This window comes from Xanthomonas sp. 1678 (assembly GCF_031455575.1).
Lineage (GTDB): Bacteria > Pseudomonadota > Gammaproteobacteria > Xanthomonadales > Xanthomonadaceae > Xanthomonas_A.
The window spans coordinates 57066-75536 of record NZ_JAVDSZ010000004.1; the positions used below are offsets into that span (position 1 = coordinate 57066).

Genomic DNA, 18471 nt, shown 5'->3' on the forward strand with positions numbered 1-18471 from the left:
CTAGAATGGCGATCTTTCGGCGAAGGGTGCGGCTATGTGCGGGATCGTGGGTGCGATTGCGGAGCGGGACGTGGTGCCGGTGCTGATCGAAGGCCTGAAGCGTCTGGAGTACCGCGGCTACGACTCCTCCGGCATTGCCGTGGTCGCCGGCGATCACGTGCGCCGGGTACGCCGCACCGGGCGCGTGGCGGAGATGGAAAGCGCCGCGCTGGCCGAGGACGTCCACGCCACGCTGGGCATCGGCCATACCCGCTGGGCCACCCACGGCGGCGTCACCGAGGCCAACGCGCATCCGCACGTCAGCCACGGCGACCTGGCGCTGGTGCACAACGGCATCATCGAGAACCACGAGCAGCAGCGTGAGCGCCTGCGCGCGCTGGGCTACGTGTTCGAGTCGCAGACCGATACCGAGGTCATCGCGCACCTGATCCACCACCACGCGTCGCAGGGGCTTTCGCTGCTGGCGGCGCTGCAGGCCGCGGTGAAGGAACTGACCGGCGCCTACGCGCTGGCCGCGGTCAGCAAGTCGCGGCCGGACGTGCTGGTCTGCGCGCGCATGGGCTGCCCGCTGCTGATCGGCCTGGGCGAAGGCGAGAACTTCATCGCCTCCGACGTGTCGGCGGTGATCCAGGCCACGCGCCGGGTAATCTTCCTGGAAGAGGGCGACACCGCCGAACTGCGCCGTGCCGACGTGCAGGTGTACGACGCCGAGAACCGGCCGGTGCAGCGCGAAGTGCACATGTCCGAAGTGTCGCTGGCCTCGCTGGAGCTGGGCCCGTACCGCCACTTCATGCAGAAGGAAATCCACGAACAGCCGCGCGCGCTGGCCGACACGCTGGAAGCGCTGTTCGATGCCGGCGGTTTCGAGACGACGCTGTTCGACCGCAACGCCGACGCGCTGCTGGCCGACATCGACGGCGTGCAGATCCTCGCCTGCGGCACCAGCTACTACGCCGGGCTGACCGCGCGTTACTGGATCGAGTCGATCGCCGGGCTGCCGTGCAGCGTGGAGATCGCCAGCGAGTACCGCTACCGCGCCGCCCACGCCAATCCGCGGCAGCTTATCGTCACCATCTCCCAGTCCGGCGAAACCCTGGACACGATGGAGGCGCTGAAATACGCCAAGTCGCTGGGCCACGCCAAGACCCTGTCGATCTGCAACGTGCCCGAGAGCGCGATCCCGCGCGCCAGCGCACTGGTGCTGTACACGCGCGCCGGCGCCGAGATCGGCGTGGCCTCGACCAAAGCCTTCACCACCCAGCTGGCGGCGCTGTTCCAGCTCACCTGCGTGCTGGCCAAGCTGCGCGGACGCCTGAGCGCCGCCCAGGAAGCCGAGTGCCTGGAGCAACTGCGCTACCTGCCGGGCAGCGTGCAGCACGCGCTGAACCTGGAGCCGCAGATCGCGGTGTGGGCCGAGCGCTTCGCCGACAAGCACAACGCCTTGTTCCTTGGCCGCGGCCTGCATTACCCGATCGCGCTGGAAGGCGCGCTCAAGCTCAAGGAAATCACCTACATCCACGCCGAGGGCTACCCGGCCGGCGAACTCAAGCACGGCCCGCTGGCGCTGGTCGACGCGAGCATGCCGGTGGTGGTGATCGCGCCCAACGACGCGCTGCTGGAGAAGGTGAAGTCCAACATGCAGGAAGTGCGCGCGCGCGGCGGCGAGCTGTTCGTGTTTGCCGACCAGGACAGCCACTTCAGCGAATCCGAAGGCGTGCACGTGATCCGCACGCCGCGCAACGCCGGCCTGCTCAGCCCGGTGGTGCACACCATCCCGGTGCAGTTGCTCGCCTATCACACCGCGCTGGCGCGCGGCACCGACGTGGACAAGCCGCGCAACCTGGCCAAGTCGGTGACGGTGGAGTAGCCGCAGGCGCGCGTTGCTTAGGCCGGTCTGGTTGTCCGTGCAGGCCGGCCTGCGTCGTGCATGGACATCTCTGGCGCATCGCCAGCGTCACAAGCGCTGCGCGGCCGATGCCCGATGTCCGATGCCTGCGCGGCGCGGTCCTGCAGCCTCTGCGTCACCGTTTCGCTACCCGGCCACGCTGTTGAAGAACGCGACCAGGCCCTGCGGCGCGTCGGCGTCGAAGAACATCGCGAGATTCTGCGCGGACTCTTCGGCAAAGGCCGCGCTGCGCGGGAACATCTCGCTTTCGTACGCGGTGAGCGCGGCTTCAACATCGCCGGGATTGGCGACGATGGCCTTGCCAAGTTCGGCGCCGTCGTGGAGCGCCAGGTTGGCGCCTTCGCCGGCGAACGGCGACATCAGGTGCGCCGCATCGCCGAGCAATGTCACCCCGGGCGTGCGTTCCCAGCGGTGCCCGATCGGCAGCGCATGGATCGGGCGCAGCACGGGAGCGGTGTCGCCGTCGGTGATGAGTGCGGTCAGCGCAGGCGCCCAGCCGGCGAATTCTGCGGCGACGCGGGCCAGCGCGGTCGCCGGGTCGGCGAAGTTCAGGCGCGCGAACCACTCCTCCGGCCTGTTCAGCGACACGTAGGTCTGCAGCGTCCCATCGGCATGGCGGTGGGCGAGGATACCCTTGCCCGGCGCGACCGCCATCAGCGTGCCGCCGCCGATCGCCTGCGCGCTGGCTGGGTGGCGGTTGTCGCCGTCGAACAGGCAGGTCTCGACGAACGAGGTGCCGGCGTAGGCGGGCACTGAATCGGACAGCAGCGGACGCACCCGCGACCAGGCGCCGTCCGCACCCACGAGCAGATCGGTGGTTACCGTCGCGCCGTCGGCGAAGCGCAGCAGGTGCCGCGCGTCGGCGAGCGGAGCGACCGCGGCCAGCTTGTGTCCCCAGCGGATGGTGCCGGCGGGAAGCGAGTCGAGCAGGAGCCGGCGCAGGTTGCCGCGATCCACTTCGGGCCTGCCGCCGCTGCCCATGTCGGGCCTGTCGATCAGGACGGTGCCTTGGCTGTCGACGACCCGCTTCGCATCCGCGCCGGGAAGCACGAGACCCAGGAACGCGTCGTAGAGACCCGCGGCCTTGAGCGCGCGCTGGCCGTTGTAGGTGTGGATATCGAGCAGGCCGCCTTGCGGGCGGGCATCCGCCGAGGCCTCGGCTTCGAAGATCGTCGCGGCGATGCCATGCACGTGCAGCACGCGGGCGAGCATGAGCCCGCCGAGTCCGGCGCCGATGATCGCGATGGGGGTGTGCATCTGAATCCTTGGTCGAGTGGGCGCGCCGGGGCGGGTGCGCGTACGTATGGAACGTCGTTCCACATATTGGAATGGCGTTCCATCCGTGTCAACATGGGGCATGGCCAAGACAATGCGCGGCACCCCGCGACGCGAGGAATCGCTCTCGCGCGAACAGATCGTGGACGCGTCGATCACGCTGCTGGACAGCGGCGGCGAGGGCGGCCTGACCTTCCGCGCGCTGTCCGAACGGCTCGCCACCGGCCCCGGTGCGCTGTATTGGCACGTCGCCGACAAGCGCGATCTGCTGACCGCCGCCTGCGACGCCATCGTCGCGCGCACCTTGCACGCGCCCTCCGCCGACGCCACGCCGGAGGCGGCGATCCGCGCGCTGGCGCTGGGCATGTTCGACGCGATCGATGCGCATCCGTGGATGGGGTCGGCGCTCACCGGCGCACCCGGCGAGTTGCCGATCGTGCGCATCGTCGAACGCATCGGCCAGCAGGTGCGTGCGCTTGGCGTGCCGGACCACGAGCAGTGGGCGGCGGTCTCCGCGTTGTTGAGCTATGTGCTCGGCGTTGCCGGGCAGAACGCGGCCAACACGCAGCGCGCGCGCGTGCGCGGCATCGTCAGATCCGATTTCCTGGATGCGGTGGCGAATGCGTGGTCGCGGCTGGATGCGGACACGTACCCGTTCGTGCGCGGCATGGCCGTACAACTGCGCACGCATGACGACCGGGTGGATTTCCTGGCCGGCATCGACCTGATCCTGCATGGTCTGGCAGGGCGCGCGCAGGCGCAGCCGGCCGCCGTACCGGCCCGCAAGATCGCCACCAAAAAGAAGTAGCGGGGTCGGCGTCGCGTCACGGTGCCGGCATGGCGCGTGTAGCGGAGCGGTGCTGGTCAACATGCTGGCGCCATGTGACATTGTTTTGGTCGCGAGCCTCTTCGGTGCCGGATCGCCGCTGGTCGTCGGTGCATGTCGCACCGATTCCACGCACGCATGTCGGTGATTGCCGCGTCGCGCGGCATCCGCGTAACAGGCTTCCGTGGTTCGCCGCGCACCCACGCACGCCGGATTGGCAGCCGCCGCGGCCGGCTGCCAACGCAGTGGCCCAGCTTATGCATAAGCTTTCGGCGAGGGTTCCCACCACGCAGGAGGACGTATGTACGAGTCTTTCAGACAGGGGGCGCCGGCCGAACTGTGGCAGGCGCTGGTGCACGAGGCAGGGCAGCGGCTGGGCCGGCCGCTGGACGAGTCGCGCGAGAGCTATCTGGTGTTCGTGCTGCTGCGCTACCAGGCCGACGGGCATCTGCTGTCGCGCACCCAGGCGCTGGCCTGGCTGCATGCGCAGGAGCAGGTCGGGCGCGCCCGCGCCGACGCGCTGCGCGAGGTCGGCGACGGCTGCCTGCTGATCGCCGGGCTGTTTCCCGGCATGGCCGCGCGGCGCCGGGTCAGCGTGGACTACTTCATCGAGCTGGGTCGCGGCGCCTACTACGAGGTCGCCGAAACCCGCGACAGCGATGCCGGGTTGTTCGGGCAACTGGCGCGCAGCTATCAGGAACTGGTGCGCACGCTGGGCGCGTTGCGGCCGCCGCGCGAGTGGCGGATCGGGGAGGGTGGTTCGCTGCGCGCTTGAGCGGCGCAAAACTGCAACGAAGCGTTCCGGGCCACCGTGGCGTTGGCATGTTGCACTTGATGCCGATGCAGTTGGCGCGGTGCTGTAGGAGCGGCTTTCAGCCGCGACAGGATCCATCGGTAACGCCTGTCGCGGCTGAAGCCGCTCCTACAGGGAGCCAGGAGCGCTCGAACAGCCTCAGAACCAGACCCGCACGCCCGCCACCACACGCGTGTCGCGTGCGGCTTCTCCCGCCTCGCGCCGATAGTCCGCAGTCGCGCCGAACGCGCGCTCGTGGACCACGCCGAGATACGGCGCGAAGCGGCGGCTGATCTCGTAGCGCAGGCGCAATCCGGCTTCCAGCGTGGACAGGCCACTGCCGATGCCGTGTGCGCGATCGTCGGCGAACGCCGCCTCCGCTTCCAGCCGCGGCTGCAGGATCCAGCGATTGCTCAGCAGCACGTCGTATTCGCCTTCCAGGCGGGCGCTGGCGCTGCCGCCTTCGCCGACGTACAGCGTGGCGGCGACTTCGAACTTGTACGGCGCCATGCCCTGCACGCCGAACGCGGCCGAGGTGCGCGCGTCGCCCGGGGCGAAATCCTGTTTGACTCCGACCAGCAGATCCCACCAGGGCGACACCGCGTGACCGTACAGCGCCTCCAGGTCCGCCGCTTCGGTGCGGCCGCCGCTGCGCTCGCCTTCGCTGCGCAGCCAAAGCCGATCGATGTCGCCGCCATACCAGGCGCTGGCCTCCCAGGCCTGGCCGCTGCCGTGGTCGGCGTCCCAGCCCTCCAGCCGATCGAACAGCAGGTAGCCGGTGCGCGCCGGGCCATGCTGCATGGTGTGCGCGCGCAGGGTCGGGAATGCGGCGGCGCGGTCGGCGTCGGTGAGCGGCGGGATCGGCTCGCGCGGCAGGGCCGCAGCGGGCGCACCCGTGCAGGTGCATGCCGCGGCTGGCGGCGTTGCAGCCGCCGCTGCCGCAGCGGCGTGCGGCGTTCCGGCGTGGTCGGGCATGGCAGGGTCGTGCATGGCGTGATCGGCATGCGGCGTGGTTGGCGTGCCGTGTTCCATCGTGGTGTGGTCCATGCCTGTGTGCTGCACGTCCGCAGTCTCCGGCACGGCGTGGGCGCCATGTGCTGCGTGGTCCATGCCCACGTGCTGCATGCCGCCATCGCTCGCCGCCGGGGCGGTCGGCGCAGTGCCGGTGTGTGCGGCATGGTCCATGCCCGTGTGCTGCATGTCTGCAGTGTTCGGCATGGCGTGGGCGCCATGTGCTGCGTGGTCCATGCCCACGTGCTGCATGCCGCCATCGCTCGCCGCCGGGGCGGTCGGCGCAGCGTCGGTGTGTGCGACATGGCCCATCGCGGCATGGTCCATGCCGGCATGGGCCATCGCTGCGTCAGCGTTGCCGGCGTCAGCGGGCGGCGGCGGGGTGTGCATGAGTGTCCGGTCGTCGGGTGACGGGCACTCGCACGATGCGGACGCAGGCGCAGGGGCGGCTATGGGAACGGTAGCGGCTGGGTCGGCATCGCTTGCAGTCGCATGCACATGCTGCGCATGCGCAGCGCCATGCGCGAACAGCAGCGCCAGACCGATGGCCTGCGCGAGCGTGGCGAGCGGCGCGGCGTTCATGCGTCCACCCGCACTTCGCGCATCATGCCGCCGTCCATGTGGTACAGCAGATGGCAGTGGTAGGCCCAGCGGCCCAGCGCATCGGCGCGCACGCGGTAGCTGCGGCGCGTGCCCGGCGGCATGTCCACGGTGTGCTTGCGCACCTGGAACCGGCCTGCGGCGTCCTCCACGTCGCTCCACATGCCGTGCAGGTGGATCGGGTGCTGCATCATCGTGTCGTTGACCAGCACGATGCGCAGGCGCTCGCCGTAGTTGAGCCGCAGCGGCTCGGCGCTGGCGAACGGGATACCGTCGAACGACCAGGCGAACTTCTCCATGTTGCCGGTCAGGTGCAGTTCGATCTCGCGCCCGGGCTCGCGGCCGTCGGGGTCCTCGAACAGGCTGTGCAGGTCGGCGTAGGTCAGCACGCGGCGGCCGTTGCCGCGCAGGCCGATGCCCGGGTCGTCCAGCTTCGGTGCGGTGGCGGAGGACTGCATGTCCACCAGCGGATTGCTTCGCTCGCTGGCCGGGTGCGCGGGCGGGGTGCCGGCGCCGGCGGCCGCATGAGCGCCGTGGTCCATCGCGGCATGCTCCATGCCGGCCATGCCCGTGCTGGCGCCACCGCCGCCCTGCATGCCTTGCATCGGCGTGCCGCCGCCATGGTCCATGCCGGCATGCCCGCCCATGTCGTGGCCCATGTCCGGCATGCGCAGCAGCGGCCGCGGATCGTTCGCCGGCACCGGCGCCTGCAGTCCCTGGCGCACCGCCAGGGTGCCGCGCGCGTAACCGGTGCGGCCCATGTCCTGAGCGAACACGGTGTAGGCATCCTGGCCGCTGGGCTCGACCAGCACGTCGTAGGTCTCGGCTGCGGCGATGCGCAGTTCGTCCACGCTCACCGGGTGCACGTACTGGCCGTCGGCGGCGACCACGGTCATCTTCAACCCGGGAATGCGCACGTCGAAGTAGGTCATGCTGGAGGCGTTGATCAGGCGCAGCAGGATCTTTTCGCCGGGACGGAATTCGCCGGTCCAGTTGCCGTCCGGGGCGATGCCGTTGAGCAGGTAGGTGTAGGTGTTGGCGTTGACGTCGGACAGGTCGCTCGGGGTCATCCGCATGCGGCCCCACATGCCGCGATCGGCGAGGGTGGCGCGCAGCCCGTCTTCGCGCGCGTCGCGCAGGAAGTCGCCGACGGTGCGCTGGTAGGTGTTGTCGTAGGACGGCATCTTCTTCAACCGCCGGAACAGCGCTGCCGGGTCCAGGTCGGTCCAGTCCGACAGCAGCAGCACGTGCTCGCGGTCGTAGCGATACGGCGGCGGCTGCAGCGGATCGATGACGATGGCGCCGTACAGGCCGGCCTGCTCCTGGTGCAGCGAATGGCTGTGGTACCAGTAGGTGCCGGACTGGCGCAGGGTGAAGCGGTAGCGGTAGGTCTCGCCGGGGTAGATGCCGTCGAAACTCATGCCGGGCACGCCGTCCATGTTGGCCGGCAGCAGGATGCCGTGCCAGTGCACGGAGGTCTGCGCCTGCCCGCGCAGGCGGTTGGCGACGCGCACATCGACCGTGTCGCCTTCGCGCCAGCGCAGGATCGGCGCGGGCACGCTGCCGTTGACGGTGATGGCCGGGCGCTCGCGCCCGGTGAAGTTGACCCGTGCGCTGCCGATGCTCAGGTCGAAATCGGTGCCGTGCAGCTGGTAGGGAACGGCGCCGTTGCGTGCCAGCGCGGCGGCCTGCGCCGGGCGCAGCGACAGGCCGCCGAGACCGGCGGCGGCGCCCAGCGCCAGCCCGGTGACGAAACGGCGCCGCGACGGCAGGGCCGGCAGGCCGGAGGAAGGTGGTTTCATGGGGCAAGCCTCGATGCGATGCGCGAGCGCCTGAGCGGTGCATGCGCGGAAACGACGGCGCGCGGAAGCGCGGCCGCAGTGGCGCCACCCGGAAGGGCGGCGGCGTCGCGATCAGGCGCTGGGAGGTCGCTCCAGCCGCGGCAGCCCCGGCGCGCCGCGGCCGTCCTGATGGCTGCCTGGAAACCCGCCCTGCGCGGGGACGGGCAGGGCCGACGGCAGCGCGATCAGCGCCGGCAACGGCTGCGCATGCGGGCACTGGCAGCCGGCCGCGGTGCCGCAGCAGCCGTGCTTGCCGGCCTTGTCGTGGCAATCGTCGCCGTGCTCGTCGGCCTGCGGCGGCATGCCCTCATGACAGGGCATCGTCGCGCGGGCGACCTGCACGGCCTGCATGTGCTTGCCGGCGTGCGCATGCGCCATGGCATGGTCCGCGCCTGGCGCCGCGTCGGCCGTGCCGTGTACCCCCGGTATCGCCACGGCACTGCCGGCGCCATTGAGCAACAGGCTCAGGCACAGCAGCAGGCGGGTCAGCAGGGCGAAGATCGGCACGGAATAAGAAAGGCGCGCGGAGGATGCCCAGAGAATACTGGAGTGATCGCTGCCGGCAAGCGCCGGCGCGCGCTGGCCGCTCGCTACGGCCGCACCCTGGAGCCGGGTCCAGGGCGCGCCTGCACTCCGGCAAACGCTTGGTGGACCTGGATTTCGTTGCAGCGTGAGCGGCCAATGAACGACGTGCGCGCCACGGCGACAATGGCTTGACCCTGGACCGACGTCCAGGGAGTAGCTTGGACGCATGAAACCGGTTGCCACTCCGTCCCACTTCACCATCGGCGCGCTCGCGCGCCAGGCCGACGTCGCCATCGACACGGTCCGTTACTACGAGCGCCAGGGCCTGCTGCCGGCGCCGCCGCGGCGCGCGTCCGGCTACCGCGACTACGATGCCACCGCGGTGGAGCGGGTGCGCTTCATCCGCCGCGCCAAGGACCTGGGATTTTCGCTGGAGGAGATCCGCGACCTGCTCGCGCTGCAGGACGACCGCGTGCATGGCGTGCAGGGCATCAGGCAGCGCGCAAACGAGCGCCTGCACGAACTGGACCGGCGCATCGCGCAACTGACCGAGATGCGCAACGCGCTGGCCGCACTGGTCCAGGAATGCCCGGGCAGCGGCGAACCCGAGCGTTGCCCGATCCTCAGCGACATCCGCGGCGACGCGGCGCCAGGCAAGGTGCAGCCGTGAATACCGTCGCCGCCGGCACCGCCACGCTGAGCCTGCCGGTACAGGGCATGAGCTGTGCGTCGTGCGCCGTGGGCCTGGAGCAGGCGCTCAACCAGTTGCCCGGGGTCAGCGCCCAGGCCAACTTCGCCGCCGCGCGCGTGCGCCTGGACTACGACCCGCAGCAGGTGGATGCGCAGACCCTGCTGCAGCGCATCGGCCAGGCCGGCTATGCGGTGCCGACGCAGACCGCGACGCTGGAACTGAGCGGCATGAGCTGCGCGTCCTGCGCCGCCTCGATCGAAGCGGTACTGGCGAAGACGCCCGGGGTGATCGCAGGCACGGTCAACCTGGCCTCGGCCCGCGCGCGCGTGGAGTACGTGGCGGACGTGGTCGAGCCGGCCGACCTGATCGCGCGGATCGGCAAGGCCGGCTTCGGCGCCACTGCGGTGCGCGAGCTGGACCAGGCGCAGATGGCCGCGCGCGAACAGGCCGAACGCCGCGCCTGGCAGCGCGAGCTGGGCCTGTTCGCCGCGTCGGTGCTGCTGACCCTGCCGTTGTTCGCGCAGATGTTCGGCATGTTCGACTTCTCCGGCATCGACCATGCCCTCGGCGGCCAGCATGCCGAGCCGTTGCCGCGTTGGCTGCAGCTGCTGCTGGCCACGCCGGTGCAGTTCTGGATCGGCGCGCGCTTCTACCGCGCCGGGTTCGCGGCCTTGCGCAACGGCCGCGCCAACATGGACGTGCTGGTCGCGCTCGGCACCAGCATGGCCTATCTGTACAGTGCCGCGGTCACCGTGTTCGGCCTGGCCGGGCAGCACGTGTACTTCGAGGCCAGCGCCTCGATCATCACCCTGATCCTGCTCGGGCGCCTGCTCGAGGCGCGCGCCAGGCGCAGGACCTCCTCGGCGATCCGCGCCTTGCTCGACCTCAAGCCGAAGACCGCCAGGGTCGAGCGCGATGGCGCGATCGTGGAAATCGATGCCGCCGCGCTGGTCGTCGGCGACGTGTTCGTGGTCGCCGCCGGCGAGCGCGTGCCGGTGGACGGCGAGGTGCTCGACGGCCGCTCCAGCGTGGACGAGGCGATGCTGTCGGGCGAGGCGATGCCGGTGGCCAAGGAGCCGGGCAGTCGCCTGTTCGCGGCCACCGTGAACCAGTTCGGCATGCTGCGCGCGCGCGCCACCGGCGTCGGCGCCGACACCCTGCTGGCGCAGATCGTGCGCATGGTCGACGCGGCGCAAGGTTCCAAGGCGCCGGTCCAGCATCTGGTCGACCGCATCGCCGGGATCTTCGTGCCGGCGGTGATCGCGATCGCCGCGCTGACCCTGGCCGCGACCTGGGCGCTGAGCGGCAGCTTCGCCACCGCGCTGGTGCATGCGGTGGCGGTGCTGGTGATCGCCTGCCCGTGCGCGCTGGGCCTGGCCACGCCGACCGCGATCATGGTCGGCACCGGCGTGGGCGCCAGGGCCGGCATCCTGATCCGCAACGCCGAGGTGCTGGAGCGCGCGCGCACGCTGACCACGCTGGTGGTGGACAAGACCGGCACCCTGACCGAGGGCCGGCCGCAGGTGATCGCGACGGGCGTGGCGGAGGGCGGCGACGCCACCGCACTGCTGCGCCTGGCTGCGGCGCTGGAGACCGGGTCGGCGCACCCGCTGGCGCAGGCGATCGTGCGCCGCGCCGCCGACGACGGGGTGCGCGGGCCGGCGCCTGCGCCGCGGCTGGAGGCGGTGGAGACGCTGCCCGGCAAGGGCGTGCGCGGCCGCGTCGATGCGCGCGAGGTGGCGCTGGGCTCGCTGGCGTGGATCCAGGAACTGGCCGTGCAGGCGCCGGACGCGGCCCTGCTGCAGCGCGCGGACGCGGCGCAGTCGCGCGGACAGAGCGTGGTCGCCGTCGCGGTGGACGGCCAGCTCGCCGGCTACATCGCCATCGCCGATCCGTTGCGCGACGGTGTAGCCGCAGCGGTCGCCCGGCTCAAGGCGCGCGGCATCGACGTGGCGATGCTGACCGGCGACAACCGCCACGTCGCGCGGGCGGTGGCCGCGCAGGTCGGCATCCAGCGCGTGCTGGCCGAGGTGCTGCCGCAGCACAAGGCCGAGGAAGTGCGGCGCCTGCAGGCCGAGCGCGGCGCGCATGTGGGCATGGTCGGCGACGGCATCAACGACGCGCCCGCGCTGGCCGCGGCCGACGTCAGCTTCGCGATCGGCGCCGGCTCGGACGTCGCGGTGGAAGCGGCCGACGTGGTGCTGGTGCACGGCGACCTGGACGACGTGGCCACCGCCATCGACCTGTCCGCGGCGACCTTGCGCAAGATCCGCCAGAACCTGTTCTTCGCCTTCGTCTACAACGTGCTCGGCATCCCGCTGGCGGCGTTCGGCCTGCTCAATCCGGTGATCGCCGGCGCGGCGATGGCGCTGAGTTCGGTCTCGGTGCTGGGCAATTCCCTGCTGCTGAACCGCTGGCGGCCGCGGTGAACGCGGCGCCGCGGCGACAACGCCATTTCCGAACGAGGACACTGCAATGCGTCATCTCCAACTCACAGTCCAGGGCATGACCTGCGGCGGCTGCGCGGCGCGGCTGAAACGGGTGCTGGAGGCCAGCGCCGGCGTCGCCGCGGCGCAGATCGTGCTGGACGGCGGGCGTGTGGATGTCGACTACGACGACGCCCGCATCGACCCGGCGGCGATCGAGCGCGCCATCGTCGACGCCGGCTTCGGCGTCGCGCCGCGCTGAGCGGCGGCGTGGGCGCCGCTCAGCCGGTCGCGACCACGCCCACGAAACGCCACGCCACCAAGTGAACGTCGCCGCGCGGCGCCGCTGCGGCGCGACCCAAGGACATCGGCAGGCGTGTATCGTGGGCACGATTTTTCCGCCCTGCGCACCGCCATGACCCCTCGCGATTGGGTGGCCAACGCCATCCAGAAGATCGAAGCCGATTTCAACCGCTCGGCCGACACCCACCTGATCCCGCTGGACCTGCCCGGTTTCCCCGGCATCGACCTGTATTTCAAGGACGAATCCAGCCATCCCACCGGCAGCCTCAAGCACCGCCTGGCGCGCTCGCTGTTCCTGTACGCGCTGGCCAACGGCTGGCTGCGCGAGGGGCGGCCGGTGATCGAGGCCTCCAGCGGCTCCACCGCGGTGTCCGAAGCCTATTTCGCGCGCCTGCTGGGCTTGCCGTTCATCGCGGTGATGCCGGCCACGACCTCGCCGGAGAAGATCGCCGCGATCGAGTTCCAGGGCGGGCGCTGCCACCTGGTCGAGCGCGCCTGCGACCTGCACGCCGATTCGGTGCAGCTGGCGCGCGAGAGCGGCGGCCATTTCATGGACCAGTTCCTGTACGCCGAGCGCGCCACCGACTGGCGCGCCAACAACAACATCGCCGAGTCGATCTTCCGGCAGATGCAGGAAGAGCCGCATCCGGTGCCGGAATGGATCGTGTGCAGCCCCGGCACCGGCGGCACCGCCGCCACGCTCGGCCGCTACGTGCGCTATCGCCGCCACGCCACCCGCATCCTGTGCGCCGATCCGGAAGTGTCGATGTTCTTCGACGGCTACCGCGAGGCGCTGGCCGGACGCGACTATGCCGGCCTGACCAGTACCGGCGGTTCGCGCATCGAGGGCATCGGCCGTCCGCGGGTGGAATCCAGCTTCATTCCCAGCTGCGTCGATGCGATGGTCAAGGTGCCCGATGCGCTGAGCCTGGCGGCGATGCGCTACGTCAGCGCGCGCCTGGGGCGGCGCGTGGGCGGCTCCACCGGCACCAACTTCGTCGGCGTGCTGCAGGCGGCCACGCAGATGCGCGAGCAGGGCCGCAGCGGCTCCATCGTCACCATCCTGTGCGACAGCGGCGAGCGCTACGGGCACAGCTATTACCAGCCGGACTGGTACCGCCAGCACGGCATCGACGTGGAGCAGGCCGACGCGCAGCTGGCCGCGGCGGTGGCCGGCGCCGGCCTGCCGCCGCTGGCTTGTGCCGCGCTGTCCTGATCGCCATATCCCGATGATGGCCGGCGGTGCCGGCCCTTCCCCCGCTACCGAGAGTCCCGCGATGACCAACCCCCTGCTCGATTTTTCCGGCCTGCCGCGCTTCGATGCGATCCAGCCCGAGCACGTCGGCCCGGCGATCGATGCGCTGCTGGCCGAGGCCGAGGCGGCGGTCGCCCAGGCAGAGCGGGTCGCACCGCTGCGCTGGGACAGCTTCGTGGCGCCGCTGGACGACGCCACCGAGCGCCTGTGGCGCGCCTGGGGCCAGGTCAACCACCTGCAGGGCGTGGTCAACACGCCGGCGCTGCGCGAGGCCTACAACGCCAACCTGCCTAAGGTGACGCGTTTCTCCAGCGCGCTGGGGCAGAACCTGGCGCTGTTCGCGCAGTACCGTGCGCTGGCCGCCACGCCCGAGGCCGCCGGCTACGACGCCGCGCGGCGCAAGGTGCTGGACAACGCGCTGCGCGATTTCCGCCTGGGCGGCGCCGAGCTGGGCGATGCCGACAAGCAGCGTTTCGCCGCGATCCAGGAAGAACTGTCGGCGCTGTCGGCGAAGTTCTCGCAGAACGTGCTCGACGCCACCGACGCGTGGTCGCTGCTGGTCGACGACCGCGAGCGCCTGGCCGGCCTGCCCGAGGACGTGGTCGCCGCGGCGCGCGCGGCCGCCGACAAGGACGGCCAGGCCGGCTGGAAGCTGACCCTGCAGATGCCGTGCTACCTGCCGGTGCAGATGTACGCCGACGATCGCGCGCTGCGCGAGACCCTGTACCGCGCCAACGCGATCCGCGCCTCGGAGTTCGGCGACCCGGCGCTGGACAACAGCGCGGCGATCGAGCGCATCCTGGCGCTGCGCGGCGAGTTGGCCGGCCTGCTCGGCTTCGCCAGCTACGCCGAGTATTCGCTGGCGACCAAGATGGCGCGCAGCCCCGACGAGGTGCTGGGTTTCCTGCGCGACCTCGCCGCGCGCGCCAAGCCGTACGCGCAGCGCGACCGCGCCGAACTGGAAGCCTACGCCCGCGAGCATCTGGGCCTGGACGAGCTGCAGGCCTGGGACCTGGCCTACGCCAGCGAAAAGCTCAAGCAGGCGCGCTACAGCTTCTCCGAGCAGGAGGTGAAGCTCTACTTCACCGAGCCGAAGGTGCTGGACGGCCTGTTCGGCGTCATCAACGACCTGTACGGCCTGCAGGTGCAAGCGGACAGCGCGCCGGTGTGGCATCCGGACGTGCGCTTCTTCCGCGTCAGCGATGCGCGCGGCCGCCTGGTCGGGCAGTTCTATCTCGACCTGTACGCGCGCGAAGGCAAGCGTGGCGGCGCCTGGATGGACGATTGCCGCAACCGCCGCGACCGCGCCGACGGCGTGCAGACGCCGCTGGTGTACCTGGTGTGCAACTTCGGCCGCGGCGGCGACGGCAAGCCGGCCACCTTCACCCACAACGAAGTCACCACCCTGTTCCACGAAATGGGCCACGGCCTGCACCAGTTGCTGACCCAGGTCGGCGAACTCGGCGTGGCCGGCATCAACGGCGTGGAATGGGATGCGGTGGAGCTGCCTAGCCAGTTCATGGAGAACTTCTGCTGGGAATGGCCGCGGCTGCAGGCGATGACCGCGCACGTGGACAGCGGGCAGCCGCTGCCTCGCGCGCTATTCGACAAGATGCTCGCGGCGAAGAACTACCAGAGCGGCATGTTCACCGTGCGCCAGCTGGAATTCGCGCTGTTCGACATGCAGTTGCATCACAGCTTCGATGCCGCCGGCGACAGCATGCTGCAGCTGCTCGAACGCGTACGCGACGAGGTGGCGGTGAACCGTCCGCCGGCATGGAACCGCTTCCCGCACCAGTTCAGCCACATCTTCGCCGGCGGCTACGGCGCCGGCTACTACAGCTACAAGTGGGCCGAAGTGCTCAGCGCCGACGCCTATGCCGCGTTCGAGGAAGCGCCGGACCAGCTGGCCGCCACCGGTGCGCGGTTCCTGCAGCAGATCCTGGCGCGCGGCGGTAGCCGTCCGGCGCTGGAGAGCTTCACCGCCTTCCGCGGCCGCGCGCCGGAGCTAGATGCGTTGTTGCGGCATAGCGGCATGGCCGGCTGATCGCGCGCCACCGCGCCGCGATCCATGCGGCGCGGTGGCGACGTGCCGATGCGCTGGCGCAGGCATCCGCCTTTCGCGCGCAGCAATCCGCCAATCCGTCTTGGTGCGCACGCGCCACATGTGCGCGTGGTGGCTGATGGCAGCAGTTTCTTCCTTGTCTTCCGGCCGGCATGCGCCTAGTTGCACCGTGGCCCGAGCGGGTTAACAGGTCCTTAGCGCGTCGGCGTGCTAGAACATTGCCGAACACGATGGCTCTCACGAGCCCATGGAAGAAACCCCGGCCACGGGGCCGGCCAGGCACAGGAGGTTGGGCATGAAACGCTGCATCTGGATCGCACCGCTGTTGCTGGCCGCCGTCGCGCCGGTGCTGGCGCAGAGCAACGGCGGGTTCGCCCGCAGCGCCGCCAATCTGCGCGCAGGCCCGGCCAACGACTATCCGCGCGTCGCCACGGTGGTGGGCGGCGACAGCATCACCGTCTACGGGTGCGTCAACGATTTTTCGTGGTGCGACGTGCGCTGGCGCGAGGCGCGCGGATGGCTGCCGGCCGGCGTGGTCGAGTTCGACGCGCGCGACGGTGTCTTCGCTCCGGCCATCGGGTTCGCCCTCGATCCCTATTGGGACGCGCACTACCGTGGCCGGCCCTGGGCGCGCGATCGCGCACGCTGGCGACAGCAAGCGCAGGCGTCGCCCTCTGCGCCGGCGCCGATGCCCGAGGCACTCAAGCGTCAGCTGATCCCGCAACGTATCGCCGACACGCTCGGCTACCAGCCGGCGCCGCCCGCCGTGGAGGCGCCGATGCAGTCGCAATGGGTGCCGCCGGGCGAGCGCATGTACCAGGCGCCGCCGCCGGATGCGCTCAACCCCAAGCGCAACAAGGAACTGGCCGAGCAGCAGCGGCGCGATGAAGACGAGCGGCGTTGGCGCGAGTCCGTGCACCAGTCGACCGAGCCCCCGCAATCCTCGCCGTCCGCCTCGCCGTGGTGGCCGCCGAAGCCGGAGACGGTGGTGCTGGCGGCGCAGCACACGCCGCCGCCGGCACCACCGCCACCGCCACCGAAGCCCGCTTCGCCACCGCCCGCGCCACCGCCATCCGCGCCGCCGCCCAGGAAAGAGCGGATCAAGGACGAGGACGAGAACAAGCGCCGCGACGGCAAGCAACTGGAACGTTGACGTCGCCGGTGGCCAGCGGCAGGACGCTCCTGCCGCTGCCGTGCGCAGCCCCGCTCAGCGCTTGCCGAACACCAGCGCGGCGTTGGTGCCGCCGAAGCCGAAGCTGTTGGACATCACCGTGCGCAGGTCCGCCTCGCGGCTCTCGCGCACGATCGGGAAACCCTCGGCGCGCGGGTCCAGCGCGTCGATGTTGGCCGAGCCGGCGATGAAACCGTCGCGCATCATCAGCAGGCAGTAGATCGCCTCGTGCACGCTGGCCGCGCCCAGCGAATGCCCGGACAGCGCCTTGGTCGAGGACAGCGGCGGCACCGCGTCGCCGAACACCTCGCGCACCGCGCCCAGTTCGGTGACGTCGCCCAGCGGCGTGGAGGTGCCGTGCGTGTTGAGGTAGTCGATCGGCGCGTCCACGCCCTGCATCGCCATCTGCATGCAGCGCACCGCGCCCTCGCCGGACGGGGCAACCATGTCGGCGCCGTCGGAGGTCACGCCGTAGCCCAGCAGTTCGGCATGGATGCGCGCGCCGCGCGCCACCGCGCGCTCGTAGTCTTCCAGCACCAGCATGCCGCCGCCGCCGGCGATGACGAAGCCGTCGCGCTCGGCGTCGTACGGGCGCGAGGCCACCGCCGGGCGGTCGTTGAAGCCGCTGGACAGCGCGCCCATCGCGTCGAACATCAGGCTCATGGTCCAGTCCAGTTCCTCGCCGCCGCCGGCGAACATCACGTCCTGCTGGCCGTGGCGGATCAGGTCCGCGGCCGCGCCGATGCAGTGCGCCGAGGTCGCGCAGGCCGCCGACAGCGAATAGCTCACGCCCTTGATCTTGAATGCGGTGGCCAGGCTGGCCGAAACCGCCGAGCACATGGTGCGCGGCACCATGTACGGGCCGACCTTGCGCACGCCGCGGTTGCGCAGCAGGTCCGCCGCTTCCACCTGCCAGTGGCTGGAGCCGCCGCCGGAACCGGCGATCAGGCCGGTGCGCACGTCGCTGACCACGGCCTCGTCCAGGCCGGCGTCGGCGATCGCATCGCGCAACGCCAGGTAGGCGTACGCCGACGCATCGCCCATGAAGCGCTTGAGCTTGCGATCGATCAGCGCCTCCAGGTCCAGTTGCACGTCGCCGGCAACTTGGCTGCGCAGGCCGTGTTCGGCGGCCTCGGGATTGGCGCGGATGCCGGCGCGGCTGTCGCGCAGCGCGCGCGACACCGTGTCCAGATCGTTGCCCAGGCATGAGGTGATGCCCATGCCGGTGATGGCGACGCGGCGCATCAGAACGCCTCCGTCGACGTGAACAGGCCCACGCGCAGATCCTTGGCGGTGTAGATCTCGCGGCCATCCACCGCCATGCGCGCGTCGGCCACCGCCATCACCAGCTTGCGGTTGATGACCCGGCTGATGTCCAGTTCGTAGACAACTTGCTTGGCGCTCGGCAGCACCTGCCCGGTGAACTTCACTTCGCCCACGCCCAGCGCGCGGCCGCGGCCCGGCGCGCCGATCCAGGTCAGGAAGAAGCCGGTCAGTTGCCACATCGCATCCAGGCCCAGGCAGCCGGGCATCACCGGGTCGCCGATGAAGTGGCAGCCGAAGAACCACAGGTCCGGGCGCACGTCGAGCTCGGCGCGGACCGTGCCCTTGCCGTGCGCGCCGCCGGCATCGTCGATGTGGGTGATGCGGTCGAACATCAGCATCGGATCGTTGGGCAGGCGTCCAGCCTCGGCGCCGAACAGTTCGCCGCGTGCGCTGGCGAGAAGCTGTTCGCGTGAATACGAAGTGAGGCGGCTCATGAGCAGAAATTCCCAGGGCAGAC

General features: G+C 70.7%; 15 protein-coding genes. 9 read left to right on the forward strand and 6 right to left on the reverse strand.

Annotation, left to right across the window (positions count from 1 at the left end; all coding sequences use genetic code 11):
* The first annotated feature begins 34 nt into the window (after positions 1-34).
* Entirely contained in the window at positions 35-1867 is a 1833-nt protein-coding gene (gene glmS, locus J2Y70_RS09490; RefSeq protein ID WP_309916421.1) for a glutamine--fructose-6-phosphate transaminase (isomerizing), read from the forward strand.
* 165 nt (positions 1868-2032) lie between these two features.
* Here the strand turns inward: glmS and J2Y70_RS09495 are convergent, their stop codons facing one another.
* The gene (locus tag J2Y70_RS09495; RefSeq protein ID WP_309916424.1) at positions 2033-3226 is read right to left on the reverse strand and encodes an NAD(P)/FAD-dependent oxidoreductase; all 1194 of its coding nucleotides are present in this window, start codon (positions 3224-3226) and stop codon (positions 2033-2035) included.
* 37 nt (positions 3227-3263) lie between these two features.
* Between J2Y70_RS09495 and J2Y70_RS09500 the strand changes: the two genes are divergently transcribed.
* On the forward strand, positions 3264-3989 hold the full coding sequence (locus J2Y70_RS09500; RefSeq protein WP_309916427.1) for a TetR family transcriptional regulator: 726 nt from the start codon (positions 3264-3266) through the stop codon (positions 3987-3989).
* Positions 3990-4308: 319 nt separating this feature from the next.
* Entirely contained in the window at positions 4309-4782 is a 474-nt protein-coding gene (locus tag J2Y70_RS09505) for a hypothetical protein (RefSeq protein ID WP_309916430.1), read from the forward strand.
* Between the two features lie 177 nt (positions 4783-4959).
* Here the strand turns inward: J2Y70_RS09505 and J2Y70_RS09510 are convergent, their stop codons facing one another.
* The 3 genes from J2Y70_RS09510 to J2Y70_RS09520 all read right to left on the reverse strand — a co-directional run bounded on the left by J2Y70_RS09510 (position 4960) and on the right by J2Y70_RS09520 (position 8759).
* Entirely contained in the window at positions 4960-5910 is a 951-nt protein-coding gene (locus tag J2Y70_RS09510; protein ID WP_309917050.1) for a copper resistance protein B, read from the reverse strand.
* A gap of 479 nt (positions 5911-6389) precedes the next feature.
* Entirely contained in the window at positions 6390-8213 is a 1824-nt protein-coding gene (locus J2Y70_RS09515) for a copper resistance system multicopper oxidase (protein WP_309916433.1), read from the reverse strand.
* A gap of 111 nt (positions 8214-8324) precedes the next feature.
* Entirely contained in the window at positions 8325-8759 is a 435-nt protein-coding gene (locus J2Y70_RS09520) for a CopL family metal-binding regulatory protein (protein WP_309916436.1), read from the reverse strand.
* A 244-nt stretch (positions 8760-9003) separates the two neighbouring features.
* Between J2Y70_RS09520 and J2Y70_RS09525 the strand changes: the two genes are divergently transcribed.
* The 6 genes from J2Y70_RS09525 (at position 9004) to J2Y70_RS09550 (ending at position 16670) form a co-directional block, all read left to right on the forward strand.
* The gene (locus tag J2Y70_RS09525) at positions 9004-9447 is read left to right on the forward strand and encodes a heavy metal-responsive transcriptional regulator (protein ID WP_309916439.1); all 444 of its coding nucleotides are present in this window, start codon (positions 9004-9006) and stop codon (positions 9445-9447) included.
* On the forward strand, positions 9444-11897 hold the full coding sequence (locus J2Y70_RS09530) for a heavy metal translocating P-type ATPase (RefSeq protein WP_309916442.1): 2454 nt from the start codon (positions 9444-9446) through the stop codon (positions 11895-11897). The genes J2Y70_RS09525 and J2Y70_RS09530 overlap by 4 nt, the downstream gene beginning before the upstream one ends.
* A 46-nt stretch (positions 11898-11943) precedes the next feature.
* Positions 11944-12156 (forward strand): heavy-metal-associated domain-containing protein, encoded by a 213-nt coding sequence (locus J2Y70_RS09535; RefSeq protein WP_309916445.1) that lies wholly within the window; start codon positions 11944-11946, stop codon positions 12154-12156.
* Between the two features lie 153 nt (positions 12157-12309).
* The gene (locus J2Y70_RS09540) at positions 12310-13413 is read left to right on the forward strand and encodes a PLP-dependent cysteine synthase family protein (RefSeq protein ID WP_263397125.1); all 1104 of its coding nucleotides are present in this window, start codon (positions 12310-12312) and stop codon (positions 13411-13413) included.
* 61 nt (positions 13414-13474) lie between these two features.
* Positions 13475-15499 carry a M3 family metallopeptidase gene (locus J2Y70_RS09545; RefSeq protein WP_309916448.1) on the forward strand — a complete coding sequence of 675 codons (2025 nt, stop codon included), beginning with the start codon at positions 13475-13477 and terminating at the stop codon, positions 15497-15499.
* Positions 15500-15812: 313 nt separating this feature from the next.
* Complete coding sequence (locus J2Y70_RS09550; RefSeq protein WP_309916453.1) at positions 15813-16670, forward strand: SH3 domain-containing protein; 858 nt, start codon at positions 15813-15815, stop codon at positions 16668-16670.
* Between the two features lie 54 nt (positions 16671-16724).
* On the opposite strand, the gene fabB is transcribed toward J2Y70_RS09550, so the two are convergent.
* Positions 16725-17933, reverse strand: a complete 1209-nt coding sequence (fabB, locus tag J2Y70_RS09555) for a beta-ketoacyl-ACP synthase I (RefSeq protein WP_309916456.1) — start codon at positions 17931-17933, stop codon at positions 16725-16727.
* Positions 17933-18448: a 3-hydroxyacyl-[acyl-carrier-protein] dehydratase FabA gene (gene fabA / locus J2Y70_RS09560; protein ID WP_309916460.1), complete on the reverse strand. Its 516-nt coding sequence runs from the start codon at positions 18446-18448 to the stop codon at positions 17933-17935. The genes fabB and fabA overlap by 1 nt, the downstream gene beginning before the upstream one ends.
* Positions 18449-18471 lie beyond the last annotated feature (23 nt).